Here is a 17,576-nt window from a genome sequence, read left to right on the forward strand (position 1 = left end):
TCTCCCTGTGCGCATGCGTTATAGCAACCACCGGTTGCCTGTTGTTATGCCATGTTTCGGCAGGGGTAATTGACCTATAGCAAGCGTTTGGGAAGGGTTCCAGCGAAGGGGGAAAATCAGTAACCCCATGAAATTAGTGACAACCTTAATTAAAGCCTTATGGCGTAAGGGCTGGTTGCGTGCCGGGCAGAATAGTCCTAAAGCGAATTTTCAATAGTGACAGTGTCACATATTAAAGGGCGCCCTTACGCCGAGAGTCGTTCGTTATTTAGATAGAGGCACGAACCCGGCGAACGCGAACCGAGATGCTAATGATAGAAAAAATGGCAACAATCGCGAGCAGCAGCCCAAGCGCCAGCATGGCGTTAAACCCAATCCATCTGAACAGCAGCAGCCCAGCAATACCTCCGCTCATAAACGAGAAAATAGTGGTTAAGTGAGTTTTCAGCTGACTTTTTTGTGCCGCGGTATCCTTCGAGTAATCCCTGCGAAGCATCGCCACCAGCACGGAGGCCAGTGATATGCCTGCATCCGTTAGCGTGCCGGTAATGTGCGTCGATCTCACCCGCCCTCCGGAGAGCTGCGTGGAGGTTGAATTATGAATACCCATCAGGCCGCACAGAAAAATAATAATCTCGCGGTTGCTCGTGAGGGCGTGGAAATACATCTCGTAGAGAGAGATGCCGGTCAATAGTATTCCCTCGACGAAAAGGATTTGGCAAAAAACCAGCCTGATATTGTGGATAATGCCCCAGAGTACAATAAGACGGGCAAGGATGGCGCCGGTGACAAAAGAGAGAATAATCGAGCCAAAGAAAATCATATCGCTCAGATCGGTGGAGGAGACTTCGCTGGATAATTGTGAGGTATTGCCGGTCATGTGAGAGGGGAAAAAGCCAAATGCCCCAAGGGCGATGGCGTTAAGCAAACCTGCCGAGGTCGCCAGCCAGAGGGCAAGCCGACGATCCTCCTTATGCGTTCGTTCTTTCTTGAGTCTAATCAGCAAGAATACCTCCGGGTTGAGCTTTGCCTGAATAGTCAGGCTAGCAAAGCGGTGCAACGGGCTGTCCAGGATATGGCTTAATTATTATTCCCTCTGACGCCAATCAGGGTTTAGTAATTAAATAAAATATCCTTGCTCAAGGTGGGGGCGTAAATAATTTATATCATGCCGTTATTGCCGTGACGCAAAAACGCCGGGCGCTGGTTGAGGCGCTCATACCAGGCCTCAATCGCCGGCACGTCGGGCTTGTCAAACGGCGTCATCTTCCACCGATTCACCGACAGCCCAAGCACCACGTCGGCAAGGGTAAACGTCTCGCCTGCCGCAAAGGCCCCGGTGCGCTGCAGCTGGTTTTCCAGAATGGTGATGCAATGGTTCCACTCTTTTATTCCCGCCGCAATGCGCGCAGGGTCGTTAAAGTCCGGGTTTTTTCGTCCCAGCGCCGGGAAGACATAGCGCCAGGCGTTATTGAATTCAGTTGCCTGCCAGTCCATCCAGCGCTCAACGTTGGCGCAGGCCTGCGGCTCTGCAGGCAGCAGATCGTGACGTCCGGCCTTGCGCACCAGATAGCGGCAGATGGCGTTGGACTCCCACAGCACGAAATCGTCATCCATCAGCACCGGCACCATGGCGTTGGGGTTCAGCGCGCGGAAGTCATCCGTTTCTGTTGAGGCAAAACCGCTGCCGTAGTCTTCCTGCAGGTAAGGGATGCCCGCTTCTTCACAGGTCCAGAGCACTTTACGAACGTTGATGGAGGTGGTTTTACCGAGGATGTTAATCATGACGCCGCTTCTCTTCAGGGGGATTAATCATTTAAAAACAATACACCCTTTGCGCGAAGAGGGAGGGATAATATTGAGTGAGGAGTGCTCTGTACGGGCAGGTCAGCGCGTTTTAAGCGGAAACGTTACGTCTTCAGGGTGCGTAATGGCGGTTATTCCGCGCCGTTTTCTCCAGAGGCGCCTGCTTGCTTAATGCATGGAAAAAATTTAGGCTAACATCAGAGATATGCTTGCTCATTAAAGGTTTAGAAATGGAAAAAATAACCCCTGAATATACGTCCGTTGACTTATCTCGTTGGGCAAGGAAGGAACATTTTGAGATTTTTCAGGGGTTCGCTCAGTCGACGTTTAACCAGACGGTTTTAATCGATATTACTGCGCTGTTAAAACATATCAAAGCGGTCGGCTGGAAATTTTACCCGACTATTATTTTTCTCATTTCTAAGATCGTCAACAGTCATCCTGAGTTCCGTATGGCTATGAAAGACAATGAGCTTATTATATGGAACGAAATTCATCCAAACTATACCATTTTCCATAATGAAACAGAGACCTTTTCATCATTATGGAGCCATTACGATGGCAATATTCAGCACTTCCAGAACACCTATACTGAAGACATTGCGCGCTACGGTAATAATTTTTCTTATTGGCCTAAAGAAGAATCCCGGGAAAATATTTTTTTCATATCGGGTATTCCCTGGGTGAGTTTTACCAGCTTTAACGTCAACGTTGCGCACATGAAGAACTTTTTTGCCCCTATGTTTACGCTTGGAAAATACTATGAACAAGATGGCAAAGTATTATTGCCCCTTGCCGTTCAGGTTCATCATTCCGTGTGCGATGGTTTCCATGTGGCTAGATTGTACAATGAACTACAAGAGATGATTGATGCCTTGCCGCAATCCGGCGCGTGACGTTAATAAAAAGCCGCAAGCAGCATGCTGCTTGCGGCGTCAGGCTCGGTGACGATGTGGCAATCAGGCAGCTTTTATCGCTCTGATTTTTTTACTGTCAGCCGCAGGGGCATCGAGAGCAGGGAGCTTGCTGGTGCGCAGAATATGCTGCACGGTCTCTTTCTGCTCGGCGAGATACAGACCAAGATTTTCAGCCTGCGTTTCATCCATCTGCATTCCGCTTTGCAACAGCCAGTCGGTGAACGCGTCTGCCATATCGAGCAGCTTGTCGTGAGCGTCAGCCTCTTTCTTACTGGCAAATGTCATTTTCTCTTCACCTTTTCTTACGACAACATATTTTATTTCAACAGCCATCACGCACCTCTCATACTGTATTTATATACAGTATAACAGCTTCGGGATGATGTTGCAGTAAAAAGTGAGCTACTGGTGCATCGGCTGCGTTTCACGGCCGCCGATACTGCGTCGCCATGCGCCAGGTGCCTGACCGAATTGGCGCTTAAAGCTGCGGTTGAACGACTGCTGAGAGTCAAACCCGAGCGCGATTGCCACGTTCAGGATGGGCTCATCGCTGTGGGCTAAGCGCTCAACCGATTTTTGCAGCTTTTGCGCGCGAATATAGCCGGCGAGGGGATAGCCCGTGTGCTCTTTAAACAGGCGCTGGAGGTGCCATTTCGAGTAGCCGGAGCGCCTGGAGACGGTCTCAATGTCCAGGCGACTGTCGAGGTTGTTATCAATCCAGTCGAGTAAATCATGCATAAATGCGCCAGTGTTCATCAGGTTTCCCCCACGCAGCGATAGAAAGGTATCTTTATCTGTTGCATTTTAAGGTGGCCTGGTTTCTCGATAATTGCAAGTTTTATTGTTGCATTTAAATCCTTGCCCGAAACGGACCTTTTAACGCCGCCTCAAATAGCACATAAAGTGCAACAATTATTCTTGCACTTAGTTAGGCGCATTCCTACAATCGCCGCGATAGTGTATTCGAAACTGTTACAGTTTTGTGGCGATGAACGACACAAATGGCCTTAAGCCAGCCCGGACAAAGGAAGTGGCGCGGCACCTCCCGCTGCGTCTTGCCCGGCGGCTACAATTACCGGAATAAAAATAATGAGCCTGCAAAAAACCTGGGGAAACTATCATCTGAATGCGCTGGGAGCGATGATGCTCTCCGTGCTGCTCGTCGGATGTGATGACAGCGTCGCGCAAAACGCCGCGCCGCCCGCGCCCGCCGTTAATGCTGCAGACGTGGTTGTGAAATCCATTAGCCAGTGGGATAGCTTTAACGGCCGGATTGAAGCCGTGGAAAGCGTGCAGCTTCGTCCCCGTGTCTCTGGCTACATCGACAAAGTGAATTTCACCGACGGCCAGGAGGTGAAAAAGGGTGAGGTGCTGTTCACGATTGATGACCGAACCTATCGCGCCGCGCTGGAGCAGGCGCAGGCGACGCTGGAGAGAGCCAAAACGCAGGCCAGCCTGGCGCGAAGCGAGGCTAACCGTACCGATAAACTCATTAATACCAACCTGGTATCCCGTGAAGAGTGGGAGCAGCGCCGTTCGGCCGCCATTCAGGCGCAGGCCGATATTCGCGCGGCCCAGGCTGCGGTAGACGCCGCGCAGCTGAATCTCGACTTCACCAAAGTGACGGCTCCTATTGATGGCCGCGCCAGCCGGGCGTTAATCACCAGCGGCAATCTGGTCTCCGCGGGCGACAGCGCCAGCGTGCTCACCACTCTGGTCTCGCAGAAGACGGTTTACGTCTACTTTGACGTGGATGAGTCAACCTATCTTCACTATCAAAATCTCGCCCGCAACGGGCAGGGGGCGTCCAGTCACCATACGGCGCTACCGGTTGAGATCGGCCTTGCCGGCGAGGAGGGCTACCCCCATCAGGGTAAAGTGGATTTCCTTGATAATCAGCTCACGCCGAGTACCGGTACGATCCGCATGCGCGCGCTGCTGGATAACGCGCAGCGTCAGTTCACGCCGGGACTCTTTGCCCGCGTGCGCCTGCCGGGCAGCGCGGAATTCCAGGCCATGCTTATTGACGACAAAGCGGTACTGACTGACCAGGATCGCAAGTATGTCTATATCGTGGATAAAGAGGGTAAAGCGCAGCGTCGCGATATTACGCCGGGGCGTCTGGCCGACGGTTTACGCATCGTGCAGCAGGGGCTGAAACCTGGCGATAAGGTCATCGTTGACGGTCTACAGAAAGTGTTCATGCCGGGTATGCCGGTGAACGCGAAAACCGTCGCCATGACCGCCAGCACCGCCCTCAACTGATCACTTGACCTGAGAATCCTTCCCATGGACTTTTCCCGCTTTTTCATCGACAGGCCGATTTTCGCTGCCGTACTGTCGATTCTGATTTTTATCACAGGATTAATCGCCATCCCGCTTCTGCCGGTGAGTGAATATCCTGACGTCGTACCGCCAAGCGTACAGGTGCGCGCGGAGTATCCGGGCGCCAACCCGAAAGTGATTGCCGAGACCGTGGCGACGCCGCTGGAAGAGGCGATCAACGGCGTCGAGAACATGATGTACATGAAATCCGTTGCCGGCTCGGACGGCGTGCTGGTTACTACCGTCACGTTCCGTCCGGGTACCGATCCGGATCAGGCGCAGGTGCAGGTGCAAAACCGCGTAGCGCAGGCCGAGGCGCGTCTGCCGGAAGACGTGCGGCGCCTGGGCATCACGACGCAGAAGCAGTCGCCAACGCTGACGCTGGTGGTGCATCTGTTCTCGCCCAACGGTAAGTACGATTCACTGTATATGCGCAACTACGCCACGCTGAAGGTGAAGGACGAGCTGGCGCGTCTGCCCGGCGTCGGCCAGATTCAGATTTTCGGCTCCGGTGAATACGCGATGCGCATCTGGCTGGATCCGAACAAGGTCGCGGCCCGCGGGCTGACCGCCTCGGACGTGGTCACGGCAATGCAGGAGCAGAACGTGCAGGTCTCCGCGGGCCAGCTTGGCGCCGAGCCGCTGCCGAAAGAGAGCGATTTCCTGATCTCCATTAACGCCCAGGGTCGTCTGCATACCGAAGAAGAGTTTGGCAACATTGTCCTGAAAACGTCGGAGGACGGTTCGGTCGTCCGCCTGCGCGACGTGGCGCGTATCGAAATGGGTTCCGGCAGCTATGCGCTGCGTTCCCAGCTTAACAATAAAGACGCGGTCGGGATTGGTATCTTCCAGTCACCGGGGGCGAACGCCATCGATTTGTCAAACGCGGTGCGCGCCAAAATGGACGAGCTGTCCACCCGTTTCCCGGAAGATATGAAGTGGGCGGCACCTTACGATCCGACGGTTTTCGTGCGCGACTCCATCCGTGCGGTGGTGCAAACCCTGCTGGAAGCGGTGGTGCTGGTTGTACTGGTGGTGATCCTGTTCCTGCAAACCTGGCGCGCGTCGATCATTCCGCTGATCGCGGTGCCGGTGTCGGTGGTGGGGACGTTCAGCATTCTCTATCTGCTGGGCTTTTCGCTTAACACCCTGAGTTTATTCGGGCTGGTGCTGGCGATTGGTATCGTGGTGGACGATGCCATCGTGGTGGTGGAAAACGTCGAGCGAAACATTGAAGAGGGGCTTGCGCCGCTTGCGGCGGCGCATCAGGCGATGCGTGAAGTTTCCGGGCCCATTATCGCGATTGCGCTGGTGCTGTGCGCGGTGTTCGTGCCGATGGCGTTCCTCTCCGGCGTAACCGGTCAGTTCTACAAGCAGTTTGCGGTGACGATAGCGATTTCCACGGTGATCTCCGCCATCAACTCGCTAACGCTCTCTCCGGCGCTGGCCGCGCTGCTGTTAAAACCGCACGGCGCGCCGAAAGACTTCCCGACCCGGCTTATCGATCGCCTGTTCGGCTGGATTTTCCGTCCGTTTAACCGCTTTTTCCATCGTAGCTCTAACGGTTATCAGGGGCTGGTGGGCAAAACGCTTGGTCGACGCGGCGCGGTGTTTGTGGTGTATCTGCTGCTGCTGTGTGCCGCGGGCGTCATGTTTAAAGCGGTACCCGGCGGGTTTATTCCGACACAGGATAAGCTCTACCTGATTGGCGGCGTGAAGATGCCGGAAGGCTCGTCGCTGGCGCGCACCGACGCGGTGATCCGCAAAATGAGCGAAATCGGCATGAATACCGAAGGCGTGGACTACGCGGTGGCTTTCCCGGGGCTGAACGCGCTGCAGTTTACCAACACGCCGAATACCGGGACGGTGTTTTTTGGCCTGAAGCCGTTTGACCAGCGCAAGCACTCTGCGGCGGAAATTAACGCGGAGATCAACGCGAAAATCGCGCAAATCCAGCAGGGCTTTGGTTTCTCCATTCTGCCGCCGCCGATTCTGGGGCTGGGTCAGGGGTCTGGCTACTCGCTGTATATTCAGGATCGCGCGGGTCTGGGCTATGGCGCGCTGCAAAACGCGGTGAACACCATGTCCGGTGCGATTATGCAGACGCCGGGAATGCACTTCCCGATCTCAACCTATCAGGCTAACGTTCCGCAGCTGGACGTGCAGGTTGACCGCGATAAGGCGAAAGCGCAGGGCGTGTCGCTGACCGATCTGTTCGGTACGCTGCAAACCTATCTGGGCTCGTCGTACGTGAACGACTTCAACCAGTTCGGGCGCACCTGGCGCGTGATGGCGCAGGCAGACGGGCAATTCCGCGACAGCGTGGAAGATATTGCGAATTTACGCACCCGGAATAGCCAGGGCGAAATGGTGCCGATTGGCAGTATGGTGAAAATCACGACCACCTACGGACCGGATCCGGTGATCCGCTACAATGGCTACCCGGCGGCGGATCTGATTGGCGATGCCGACCCGCGCGTGCTCTCGTCCGCGCAGGCGATGACGCAGCTGGACGCGATGTCTAAGCAGATCCTGCCGAACGGAATGAACATTGAATGGACGGATCTGAGCTTCCAGCAGGCCACGCAGGGCAATACGGCGCTGATCGTCTTCCCGGTCGCGGTACTGCTGGCGTTCCTGGTGCTGGCGGCGCTGTATGAAAGCTGGACGCTGCCGCTGGCGGTGATCCTCATCGTTCCGATGACCATGCTTTCCGCGCTGTTTGGTGTCTGGCTGACCGGGGGCGATAACAACGTCTTCGTGCAGGTGGGGCTGGTGGTGCTGATGGGACTGGCCTGTAAAAACGCGATTCTTATCGTGGAGTTTGCCCGCGAGCTGGAAATTCAGGGGAAAGGCATCATGGAAGCAGCGCTGGAAGCGTGCCGCCTGCGTTTACGTCCGATTGTGATGACATCCATCGCCTTTATCGCCGGGACCATTCCGCTGATCCTCGGCCACGGCGCGGGCGCAGAAGTGCGCGGCGTCACCGGGATTACGGTCTTCTCCGGGATGCTGGGCGTGACGCTGTTTGGTCTGTTCCTGACGCCGGTCTTTTACGTGACGCTGCGTAAGTTCGTGACGCGCGGCAAAGTGGAAAGAGAGGTTCTGCCTGCGTAGGGATATCGCAGATAACAAAAAACCGCACTCACTATGAGGGCGGTTTTTTTTTGCGTAAATTACTGGGCTTTTTTGTACTGGGCAATCAGTTCAGGTAAAGGATCGCACCCGCTGGTATCGGCTTTTTTGACCTCGTCCAGCGCGCTTGCCACGGTGTGGCGCGCTAATACCGCGAGCGAGGCCTGCTCTGCTTCTTCGGAAATAGATTTGAAGTACCAGCAGGCGTTCGCGCTGACCACGCAGCGAGCCGGCACGTCCGGGCGCGACGCCCAAAGTTTTTTATCTTCGGTGACTGAAAGGTAGATATCGCGCAGGGTAATCTCTTCCGGCGGACGTCCAAGATGAATTGAGCCGTTGCGGCCAAGCGTTGAGACGATAATGCCGTCACGCGTGAGTGGAACCATCAATTTGCGGATAAAGCTCGGGTTGGCTTCCAGGCCGTAGGCCAGAATCGCACTCGTCGAACGTTCACCTAGTTGCTCCGCCATCGCTACGCTGAGAACCATCTGCAAAGCTGTCGGGAAGCGGTAATCTAACATTTCTCTTTCCTGGGTTGCGGTGAATCTTGTTCTTTTTGGCACCGCAGAGGTGAATAAGCAATAAACAACAATATAACAAATACGGTAATTTTTTTGAAGCAATCTGCGGCATTTGCGATCAAACACCCTGTTCCGGTTTAGCTATACGTGCGGTTCGGGAAGTCAACCGTCACCAGGAGGCCACCTTCTGCGGAAGTACTCAGGTTTACGCTGCTGCCGTGCTGCTGTGCAACGGCTTTGACAATGGCAAGCCCCAGTCCGCTCCCGCTTTGCAGCTGATTGGGATCGCGGAAAAACCGGTCGAATACGCGCTCGCGCAATTCAACCGGGATACCCGGCCCCTGATCGGAGACGCGTAGCTGGGCTGAATTATCTGCTGAGCGTACCTCTACCTGAATCCGCCCGCCCTCAGGACTGTACTTCACGGCGTTTTCAATGAGATTGTCTATAAGCGACATCAGACGCTCCCTGACGCCAGCGATCCAAATCTCATCCTCAGCGAAGAATTCCAGCTCAATCTTGCGCCCGGACGCTAGCGGCTCCAGCGCAGCCATCCGCTCTTGTATGAGCGAGGTTAGCGGCACGGGCTCCATCGCGGTGTCAATGCGCGCTTCACTGTGCATCATCAGCAGCAGCTGGTTGACAAGACGGGCCGCCCGGCTATTGCTGCGCACAATCCCTGCAAGCAGCTGCCGCTGGCTCTCGCTGCTCACCCAGGACTGCAGCGCCTCCACGTTGATGCGCATCGCGGCCAGCGGCGTACGCAGCTCGTGCGCGGCGTCCGCAATGAAAACCCGTTCGCGTTCCGCGCTTTCCCGCACTCTGGCAAGAAAATCATTTATCGCGTCCACCATCTGGCGAAGTTCCTTATGCCCGGGAACAGCCTTTAAAGGGGAGAGATCGTCAGGCGAACGTAATGAAATCTCATTAACCACCTTGCTCCAGGGGCGCATCGCAATGCGGATTGACAGCCACGCAGGAAACAGAAGAAAAGGAATGCATACCAGCAGCGGCATAATGTAGTAGCCCCGCGAGTTCAGGTAGATAAAGAAGTTCCAGCTTCCGGCAGGGGTGAAAAGGGTAACCTCCACGTTGGAGTGGGGGGATTTAAGCGTGCGGCTCGTCCAGGCGTGACCTTCACTCTGAACGCGCTGCATTTCGCCCAGTCTGGTGTTTTTTACCCCCGTAGGTGCACCATCAGAAGAGAAAATAACCGCGTTGTTTTTGCGAACGATCAGGTTTATCGACAGCTCCGGATCTTCACCGCCGCCATAGCCTTCCCGCAACGCTTTGCTGAATGCTTCCAGGACATCATTACGATCCTGCGGGCGCTCGTCACTGAGATCAACCAGAGTAAAAATGGTTTCGTAAGTCTTACTTCCCGTGAGTATCGGAGGGCTACGCAGGTCTTCCAATAAAATAAAGGTTAAAAAAAGACACCACAGCAGGGTAAGCAGCAGCATCTGGGCGATGATAATTCGCCGTACCAGCGTTGGGCGCCTCAGTTGGTGCCAGACATTTCGCATTAATCTGTCACCTTCTGGATAGCGACGGTATCAATGACATACCCGACGCCCCGCACCGTTCGTACATAGCCGTCACCAATTTTTCGCCGCAAATTCCCCATATGCACGTCGAGCGCATTGCTGAGATTTTCCTTCGCGCCAAATATCCTCTCTTCCAGGAACCGCCGCGTGATCACCCGGTCAGCGCGCAGCATCAACGTTTCAAGCAGCGCATATTCACTGGCCGTCAACTCAACGTGACGCGCGTTCACCGTTACGCGACGCGTCGGGATATGAAGCGATAAGCTCCTGATTTCTATCGCTTCATTTTCAAAACCGTAGCTGCGTCGCGCAAGGGCTCTGACTCGCGCCAGCAGTTCGGCGAGAACGAAGGGTTTGACAAGATAGTCGTCTGCGCCAGCATCCAGCCCGCACAGGCGATCCTGCAGGGTGCCTCGCGCCGTCAGGATGATGACGGGGATCCCCTTAAGCTGCTGGCGCAAACGCGTCATCAGGCTCATGCCGTCGCCGTCGGGCAGCCCCAGGTCGAGCAGAATAAGTTCCGGCACGCCGACCTCAAGCTGATGCAGCGCATCCTCTTTACGGCGAACCCATATGACATCAAATCCTTGATCTGAGAGGGCGATACGTACGCCATTGCCGAGATCCAGGTCGTCTTCGATTAGTAAGATTTTCACATTGGTAACTGTATCAACAGTGAATGAAGAACAACTTAAGAAAAAAACGGTAGCAGGAAATCCGTCCGGTTGACAGCGCCCGCACGCGCTTCAGCGTTTCTTCATTTTCGGCTCATAAGAACCTCAGGGTGAGTATTCAGAATGAGTGCTCTGGCGTGTAAACCGCTGGCATTGCAATCATTTGAATCCAAAGGACTTCTTCAATGAGTAACATCGAACTGCGTCATACTTTCCCCTATTTGCTTCCGAGCCGCAGACTGAAAAACATCGTGCCGGGCGTTATTCTGGCGTTACTGGCAACCCCGGTACTGGCGGCAGAGCAGAAACAGGGCAATGTCTTAACCCTGGGGGGAGGCGTGGACGTCGCGCCACGCTACTCGGGTTCGGATAAAAGCCGGGTCTCGGCAGCTCAGGTAGTAGATTATTCCATGGCAAATGGTTTCTTTATCAGCACCACGCGGGGTATCGGTTACGGAAATAACATTGGCAACCTGGATTACAACGCCGCAGTGAGCTACCGAACAGGCCGTAAAGATAAAGACGTGAGCAGTGATTCGATCAGCTCCGGCAGCGACTATCTGCGGGGGATGGGCGATATCAAAGGTTCCGCTATCGTGGTGCCGGGGCTGGGGTATAAGGTGACCGACTGGCTCAATCTGCAGCTGCAGGCTGAGATCCCGGTTTCTGAGAGAGACAACGGTGAGGCGGTGCATTTCGGCATTTCCAGCCCGCTCTACACATCGTCGAAAAATGCGGTGACGCTGGGGCTGACTGGCAGCTGGGGTTCCGGCAAGTACATGCAAACGTACTATGGGGTTAATGCTGCCCAGTCCGCCGCATCGGGATTTGCCCGACATGACGCCGGAGCGGGAATTTACGCCTGGTCGATGAACCTTGACTGGACCTACAGGCTCACCTCGCGCTGGAGCGTTCTCACCTCCGCGGGCGTAACGCAGCTGACGGGGGATGCGGGTGATAGCCCGATCGTGCAACGTAAAACGTCGCCAACGGGAAGCCTGAAGGTGACGTACAGTTTCTGATTGCAGGTTGCTTATAAATATGAGCGCACAATAGCGACGAATTTGAACCGCCCCGGAAAGATGATGGGGCGGTAGTTTTTAAATGATGTTTAACAGCAGTCAGAATAATGAGTTGACTGACGCTTTATCAAAAACTGAGAGGCATCGACCTGACTCCGGAGCATTTGGAAACCATAACCTCACTGAGAAGTGTGCCAATATTACGTGGCTATAATCCCTGTCCGGAGAATAAAGTGCTCGGAAAATTATTGTTAAAGTACATGCCAGGGTTACAAAATTTGTTAGCCTACGATAAAAGCTGGCTAAAACATGATGTTAAAGCTGGATTATCCGTTGCGGCTGTAGCGCTACCCGTTGCTATTGCTTATGCTGAATTGGCGGGTGTTGGGGCAATAGTGGGGCTCTATTCCTGCGTTTTACCGATGATAGCTTATGCACTGTTTGGTTCTTCACGTCAGCTTATTGTTGGCCCTGATGCAACGACCTGCGCCGTGATTGCAGCCGTCGTGTTTCCTCTTTCTGCAGGCAATCCTGAACTGCACTGGCAACTGACGATCGTCATGACATTGATGATGGGCGGGTGGTGCCTGCTTGCCAGTAAATTCCATCTGGGTGCACTTGCCGATCTCCTTTCTCATCCCATTCTTACAGGGTTGCTTAATGGCGTAGCCGTGACGATTATTGTCGGGCAATTAGGCAAGGTTTTGGGGATCAAGCTCGATGAAGCGCAGGTTATTGAGAAAATACTGGCCTTGCCAGGCCGACTTTTAGACAGCCATGTATTAACAATAGGGATATCACTTTTAACGTTAATTATTTTAATGGTTATCAAAACGTATCGCAGCAACTGGCCAGCACCTCTGATTGCCATTGTGATAACAACGATACTGGTATGGGGAACATCTGCGCAACAGTATGGTATTGCCACGATTGGGGGGGATGGCTTCCATCCTGGTTTACCCGTCGTTAACTGGGGTGCGTTCCAGCCCGGTCCGATGCGAGAATTAGTGATCCCGGCGCTGAACCTGGCTTTAGTGAGTTTTGTCAGTCTGATGCTGACCGCTCGCAGTTTCGCCGCGAAAAATGGCTATGAAATTAATGCTGATGCAGAGTTCCGGGCACTGGGTATTGCGAACATTATGTCTGGGCTATCTCAGGGATTTGCCATCAGTGGAGCCGATTCCCGGACCGCGGTTAATGATTCCGTTGGGGGGAAAAGTCAGCTGGTTTCCATAGTCGCAGCCTTACTGATAGGTTTAGTGGTGGTATTTTTCACGCAGCCATTACAATTTATTCCGGTATCTGCATTAGGTATTGTTCTAATGTATGCATCGTGGTCATTAATTGATTTACGTGGGTTATGGAACCTGAGGCGAAGAAATAAACAGGCATTTCGCCTGGCCTTCTTTACGTTTGGCTGTGTTTTAATCATCGGTGTAATCCAGGGGATCGGTCTTGCGGTATTGCTTGGCCTGTTACAGTTCCTGCGTACGGTATTTCGTCCCTCTGAGCACTTACTGGGGACTGACGAAAATGGAATGATCCACTCATTAGGGAATACAACCGATATTAAAATGGTCCCAGGCGTGCTGATGTATCGATTTAACTCACCGTTGACCTATTTTAATGTGGCTTATTTTAAACGTCGGGTATTGAACCTGGTTGATGGTGCAGCATTACAACCTAAATGGGTGGTTATTGATGCCGTGGCTTGCTTCACCTATTCAGATATCAGTGTCCTGGCAACCATTAATGAGTTAAAGCGTGACCTTAAAGCCCGACAGATTATGTTAATCCTTGCGGGCAGGAAAACGGAATTAACACGTTGGTTTAAAGAAAGTCGGCCAACGATGAATGATGATGACATGATTCTGGCGCCAGACCTCTATTTGGCACTCCGGTTCATTCAAAGCAAAGAGAGTGTGAATGAATCAGGTGGTGATGCACAACCAACCCCTGGTTAAAGGCTTGCTCGCCACCCGCGAGCAAGCCATATCCCTTAGCGGTACAGCGTCTTTTCCGCAACCGGAACAACCAACGCCGATCGCCAGTCCGCCAGCGTCAGCTGCGCAAGCCTGCCGAGCGCGATATAGAACGGATGCCCGGCGTTGTCGACAAACACCGACAGAAAGCGAGTGCTCCACGGCAGCAGATGCCACGCCAGAAGCCGATCGCACTCCGATTCGCGGCCATTCTCGGCCAGCCATGCCGCCAGCAGCAGCAGGGTGCCGAAATGATCTTCCGGTTCATTTTGCTGCATCTGAAACGCGATATTGTTTTCCCGCATCCACTGGCGCAGCGCGAGGGTCGAATCGCCAAACAGCACGGATTCACGGTCCAGCCAGACGGAACCCCACGGCGGAGCGGGCAGGGCATAAGGACCAATAAACAGCCGTTGCCAGGCATCCGTCAGCGGCTCATCGGAAGATGAGGCAAAGGTTTCGGCAACGGGCAGCAGCGTTTCCGGCGGCAGGGGCCAGTCCTCTATCCATTCGCCAGCGGTAAGTGCCTGCACCAGCGGGGCTGTTTGCTCGCTGTCAGGGGCGAAGTAAAACAGCGCGCCCAGTACGCGGGCGCTGAACGCGAACGAGTCACGGTGTGAGACGTCTTTCATTAAACCTTCCTTGCTCGCGCGGTTATGTCCGCGCGAGGTGATTAACCATTAATACAGACCAAAGCATAAACCAGGGTCATAGAATTCACCCCTTACACCTTCTCAATCTGCACCAGATTGGTGTGCTGCGGGTTGCCTTTTGCCAGCGGTGACGGGCGGTGCGTGGTCAGGGTGTTGATACACGAGCCGTGGTCGATACGATCGCCATTCATATTGGCATCGTGCCAGGCTCCCTGGCCCATTGCGCTTACGCCTGGCATGATGCGCGGCGTGACTTTCGCTTCTATTCTCACCTCACCGCGATCGTTAAAGACGCGCACCGTATCGCCGTTCTTAATGCCACGTTTCGCGGCATCAACGGGATTCAGCCAGACCTCCTGGCGGCAGGCCGCTTGCAGCACGTCGACGTTACCGTAGCTCGAGTGGGTGCGGGCTTTAAAATGGAAGCCAAACAGCTGCAGCGGGAACTGCGCGCGCTCGGGCGCATCCCAGCCGTCAAAGGTGGATGCGTAGACGGGCAGCGGGCTGATGGTCTCATCTTTTGCCAGCTCCCAGGTCGCCGCAATATCCGCCAGCTTGCTGGAATAAATTTCAATCTTGCCTGAGGGCGTTTTCAGCGGGTTGGCTTCCGGGTTCTCGCGGAATTTTTTATAGGCCACAAAGTGTCCGTTCGGATCTTTGCGCTTATAGATGCCCATTTTTTTCAGCTCGTCATAGGACGGCAGCGTGGGATCTTTTGCGAGCATTTTGGCATACAGATACTGCAGCCACTCTTCCTGCGTTCGCCCTTCGGTAAATTTCTGATGGATATCCGGTCCGAGGCGTTTCGCCACTTCGCTCATGATCCAGTAGATAGGCTTGCGCTCAAACTTCGGCGCGGTCACGGGCTGGAGAAAAATCAGGTAACCCATGTTCCCGGCGTAATCGTTAGGGATAATGTCTTCCTGCTCAACGGTCATTAAATCTGGCAGCAGGATATCGGCGTATTTCGCCGATGAGGTCATAAAGTTGTCGATCACCACGATGGTTTCGCACTTGCTTTCGTCCTGCAGAATATCGTGGGTTTTATTGATATCGGAGTGCTGGTTAATAATGGTGTTGCCCGCGTAGTTCCAGATGAACTTAATCGGTACGTCCAGCTTATCTTTACCGCGCACCCCGTCGCGCAGAGCGGTCATTTCCGGGCCACGGGCGATGGCGTCCGTCCAGCTGAAGCAGGAAATTTGCGTTTTGACCGGGTTTTCCGGCAGCGGCATACGTTCGATAGTGATGGTGTAGGTCGATTCACGGGCGCCGCTGTTGCCGCCGTTGATCCCCACGTTGCCGGTCAGAATCGGCAGCATCGCGATGGCGCGGGAGGTCAGTTCACCGTTCGCCTGACGCTGTGGTCCCCAGCCCTGGCAGATATAGGCCGGCTTCGCGGATCCAATCTCGCGGGCCAGTTTAATGATGCGGTCTGCAGGAATGCCGGTGATGCGCGAGGCCCACTCCGGCGTTTTCGCCGTGTTGTCCTCACCCTGGCCGAGAATGTACGCTTTGTAGTGACCGTTAGCGGGGGCACCTTCCGGCAGCGTTTTTTCGTCGTAGCCAACGCAGTATTTGTCCAGGAACGGCTGGTCAATCAGGTTTTCGTCGATCAATACCCAGGCAATCCCCGCCACCAGGGCGGCATCGGTACCCGGACGGATTGGGATCCACTCGTCTTCGCGTCCGGCTGCCGTATCGGTGTAGCGCGGGTCGATGACAATCATACGTGCGTTAGAACGCTCGCGGGCCTGCTCCAGATAGTAAGTAATCCCGCCGCCGCTCATGCGCGTTTCCGCCGGGTTATTGCCGAACATCACCACCAGTTTGGTATTTTCGATATCCGAGGTGCTGTTACCGTCGTTGCTGCCGTAGGTATAAGGCATCGCGCAGGCGATTTGCGCCGTGCTGTAGGTGCCGTAGTGGCTCAGGAAACCGCCGTAGCAGTTCATCAGGCGCGCCACCAGCGAAGCGTAAGGGGAGGAGCGGGTGATATTGCCGCCGACAATTCCGGAGGAGTAATTAATATACACCGCTTCGTTGCCGTACTTGCTGACCACGTCTTTCAGGCTGGTGGTGATGACGTTCAGCGCTTCGTCCCAGCTGATGCGCTCGAACTTGCCTTCACCCCGCTTACCCACGCGTTTCATCGGGTAGTTCAGACGGTCAGGGTGGTTGATGCGGCGGCGAATGGAGCGCCCGCGCAGGCAGGCCCGGACCTGGTGATTGCCGTAGATATCCTCACCGGTGTTATCCGTTTCGACCCAGTACACTTCGTCATCGCGGACGTGCAGACGCAGCGCACAGCGGCTGCCGCAGTTGACCGAACAGGCGCCCCAGACCACTTTATCTTCTGCCGGTTTCATTGCATTTTGTACCGCGGCTGCGGCGCTTTTCAGTCCAAAAGGCAATGAAATTCCGCCAGCGGCAAGCGCCAGAGAACCTATCGCCGTAGATTTCACGAGTGTTCGACGGCTAATCCCGCCGTGATGTTCGATATCGGACATGGCTCACCCCACCATTGTGATTACGTATTATTTTTCCCGAAATGATAACCGGGCTAATGATGGGGTGAGTGTTACTTATTTGGAGGTATTAAATATTAATCCTTGTCAAATCAAAGGGGATTGACGGTGATTTACTGAGGTTCAGCCGGCGCATTATCCTGATTGCCGGACGCCGCCCCGCTGCCCGTACGGGTGTACAAAATTTTAAAGGTGTCGTTGGCACAGTGGCCCACCACCTGAGCGTCCGGCTGGTCAGCCTGATCGTTCGGCACAATGTTCAGCGTAAAACCTGACTCCGGCACGCCGTTGTTGATGATCTTCTGCTGAATGTCGCTTTTCACGCGCTCGCAGGAGTCCGGTGCCGCCAGCGCGGCCGTTGAGGCACTCATTAACAGCAGGGCGGTAATCCAGGGTAACCGTTTCATCTGTAGCTCCTTTTCTCTGTGTAGAGATTAATTTTAGCAGGCTTCGTGTAAACAACTGT

At 54.3% G+C, this 17,576-nt stretch carries 15 protein-coding genes; 5 read left to right on the forward strand and 10 right to left on the reverse strand.

The genetic code is table 11. The features are described 5' to 3' along the window. Positions 1-268: 268 nt before the first annotated feature. Both IM291_RS03040 and IM291_RS03045 read right to left on the reverse strand, forming a co-directional pair. Positions 269-1,006 (reverse strand): YoaK family protein, encoded by a 738-nt coding sequence (locus tag IM291_RS03040; RefSeq protein ID WP_049137949.1) that lies wholly within the window; start codon positions 1,004-1,006, stop codon positions 269-271. Positions 1,007-1,161: 155 nt separating this feature from the next. After that, a complete protein-coding gene (locus IM291_RS03045; RefSeq protein ID WP_028012987.1) occupies positions 1,162-1,785 on the reverse strand; it encodes a glutathione S-transferase family protein in 624 nt (207 codons plus the stop codon). Positions 1,786-2,036: 251 nt separating this feature from the next. On the opposite strand from IM291_RS03045, the gene catA reads away from it, so the two are divergent. Further along, positions 2,037-2,702, forward strand: coding sequence for a type A chloramphenicol O-acetyltransferase (catA, locus tag IM291_RS03050; RefSeq protein WP_028012988.1), 666 nt, complete (start codon positions 2,037-2,039; stop codon positions 2,700-2,702). Between the two features lie 63 nt (positions 2,703-2,765). On the opposite strand, the gene IM291_RS03055 is transcribed toward catA, so the two are convergent. Next, positions 2,766-3,056, reverse strand: coding sequence for a YebG family protein (locus tag IM291_RS03055; protein ID WP_192986099.1), 291 nt, complete (start codon positions 3,054-3,056; stop codon positions 2,766-2,768). A gap of 69 nt (positions 3,057-3,125) precedes the next feature. After that, the gene (locus IM291_RS03060) at positions 3,126-3,479 is read right to left on the reverse strand and encodes a helix-turn-helix domain-containing protein (protein WP_028012990.1); all 354 of its coding nucleotides are present in this window, start codon (positions 3,477-3,479) and stop codon (positions 3,126-3,128) included. 333 nt (positions 3,480-3,812) lie between these two features. Here IM291_RS03060 and IM291_RS03065 point away from each other — a divergent pair, with 333 nt between their 5' ends. Both IM291_RS03065 and oqxB read left to right on the forward strand, forming a co-directional pair. Then, positions 3,813-4,988: an efflux RND transporter periplasmic adaptor subunit gene (locus IM291_RS03065; RefSeq protein WP_028012991.1), complete on the forward strand. Its 1,176-nt coding sequence runs from the start codon at positions 3,813-3,815 to the stop codon at positions 4,986-4,988. Between the two features lie 24 nt (positions 4,989-5,012). Beyond that, positions 5,013-8,165 (forward strand): multidrug efflux RND transporter permease subunit OqxB, encoded by a 3,153-nt coding sequence (gene oqxB, locus IM291_RS03070; RefSeq protein ID WP_028012992.1) that lies wholly within the window; start codon positions 5,013-5,015, stop codon positions 8,163-8,165. 59 nt (positions 8,166-8,224) lie between these two features. Here oqxB and IM291_RS03075 read toward each other — a convergent pair whose 3' ends face one another. From IM291_RS03075 to IM291_RS03085, 3 genes are all read right to left on the reverse strand, one after another. After that, the gene (locus IM291_RS03075) at positions 8,225-8,704 is read right to left on the reverse strand and encodes an Rrf2 family transcriptional regulator (RefSeq protein ID WP_028012993.1); all 480 of its coding nucleotides are present in this window, start codon (positions 8,702-8,704) and stop codon (positions 8,225-8,227) included. Between the two features lie 137 nt (positions 8,705-8,841). After that, positions 8,842-10,230, reverse strand: a complete 1,389-nt coding sequence (locus IM291_RS03080) for a HAMP domain-containing sensor histidine kinase (protein ID WP_192986101.1) — start codon at positions 10,228-10,230, stop codon at positions 8,842-8,844. Continuing rightward, complete coding sequence (locus tag IM291_RS03085) at positions 10,230-10,907, reverse strand: response regulator (protein WP_028012995.1); 678 nt, start codon at positions 10,905-10,907, stop codon at positions 10,230-10,232. Before IM291_RS03085 ends, IM291_RS03080 begins: the two co-directional genes overlap by 1 nt. A gap of 203 nt (positions 10,908-11,110) precedes the next feature. Between IM291_RS03085 and IM291_RS03090 the strand changes: the two genes are divergently transcribed. Then, positions 11,111-11,947, forward strand: a complete 837-nt coding sequence (locus tag IM291_RS03090) for a MipA/OmpV family protein (RefSeq protein WP_048999441.1) — start codon at positions 11,111-11,113, stop codon at positions 11,945-11,947. A 233-nt stretch (positions 11,948-12,180) separates the two neighbouring features. Next, positions 12,181-13,911, forward strand: coding sequence for a SulP family inorganic anion transporter (locus IM291_RS03095; protein WP_192986103.1), 1,731 nt, complete (start codon positions 12,181-12,183; stop codon positions 13,909-13,911). Positions 13,912-13,946: 35 nt separating this feature from the next. Here IM291_RS03095 and dmsD read toward each other — a convergent pair whose 3' ends face one another. The 3 genes from dmsD to IM291_RS03110 all read right to left on the reverse strand — a co-directional run bounded on the left by dmsD (position 13,947) and on the right by IM291_RS03110 (position 17,517). Beyond that, the gene (gene dmsD / locus IM291_RS03100) at positions 13,947-14,561 is read right to left on the reverse strand and encodes a Tat proofreading chaperone DmsD (RefSeq protein WP_028012998.1); all 615 of its coding nucleotides are present in this window, start codon (positions 14,559-14,561) and stop codon (positions 13,947-13,949) included. Positions 14,562-14,653: 92 nt separating this feature from the next. Further along, entirely contained in the window at positions 14,654-17,092 is a 2,439-nt protein-coding gene (gene ynfE / locus IM291_RS03105) for a selenate/tellurate reductase subunit YnfE (RefSeq protein ID WP_192986105.1), read from the reverse strand. Positions 17,093-17,223: 131 nt separating this feature from the next. Continuing rightward, the gene (locus IM291_RS03110) at positions 17,224-17,517 is read right to left on the reverse strand and encodes a DUF1161 domain-containing protein (RefSeq protein WP_028013000.1); all 294 of its coding nucleotides are present in this window, start codon (positions 17,515-17,517) and stop codon (positions 17,224-17,226) included. Positions 17,518-17,576: the final 59 nt, after the last annotated feature.

The sequence above is a fragment of the Enterobacter cloacae complex sp. P27C genome (assembly GCF_014895705.1).
Lineage (GTDB): Bacteria > Pseudomonadota > Gammaproteobacteria > Enterobacterales > Enterobacteriaceae > Enterobacter > Enterobacter bugandensis.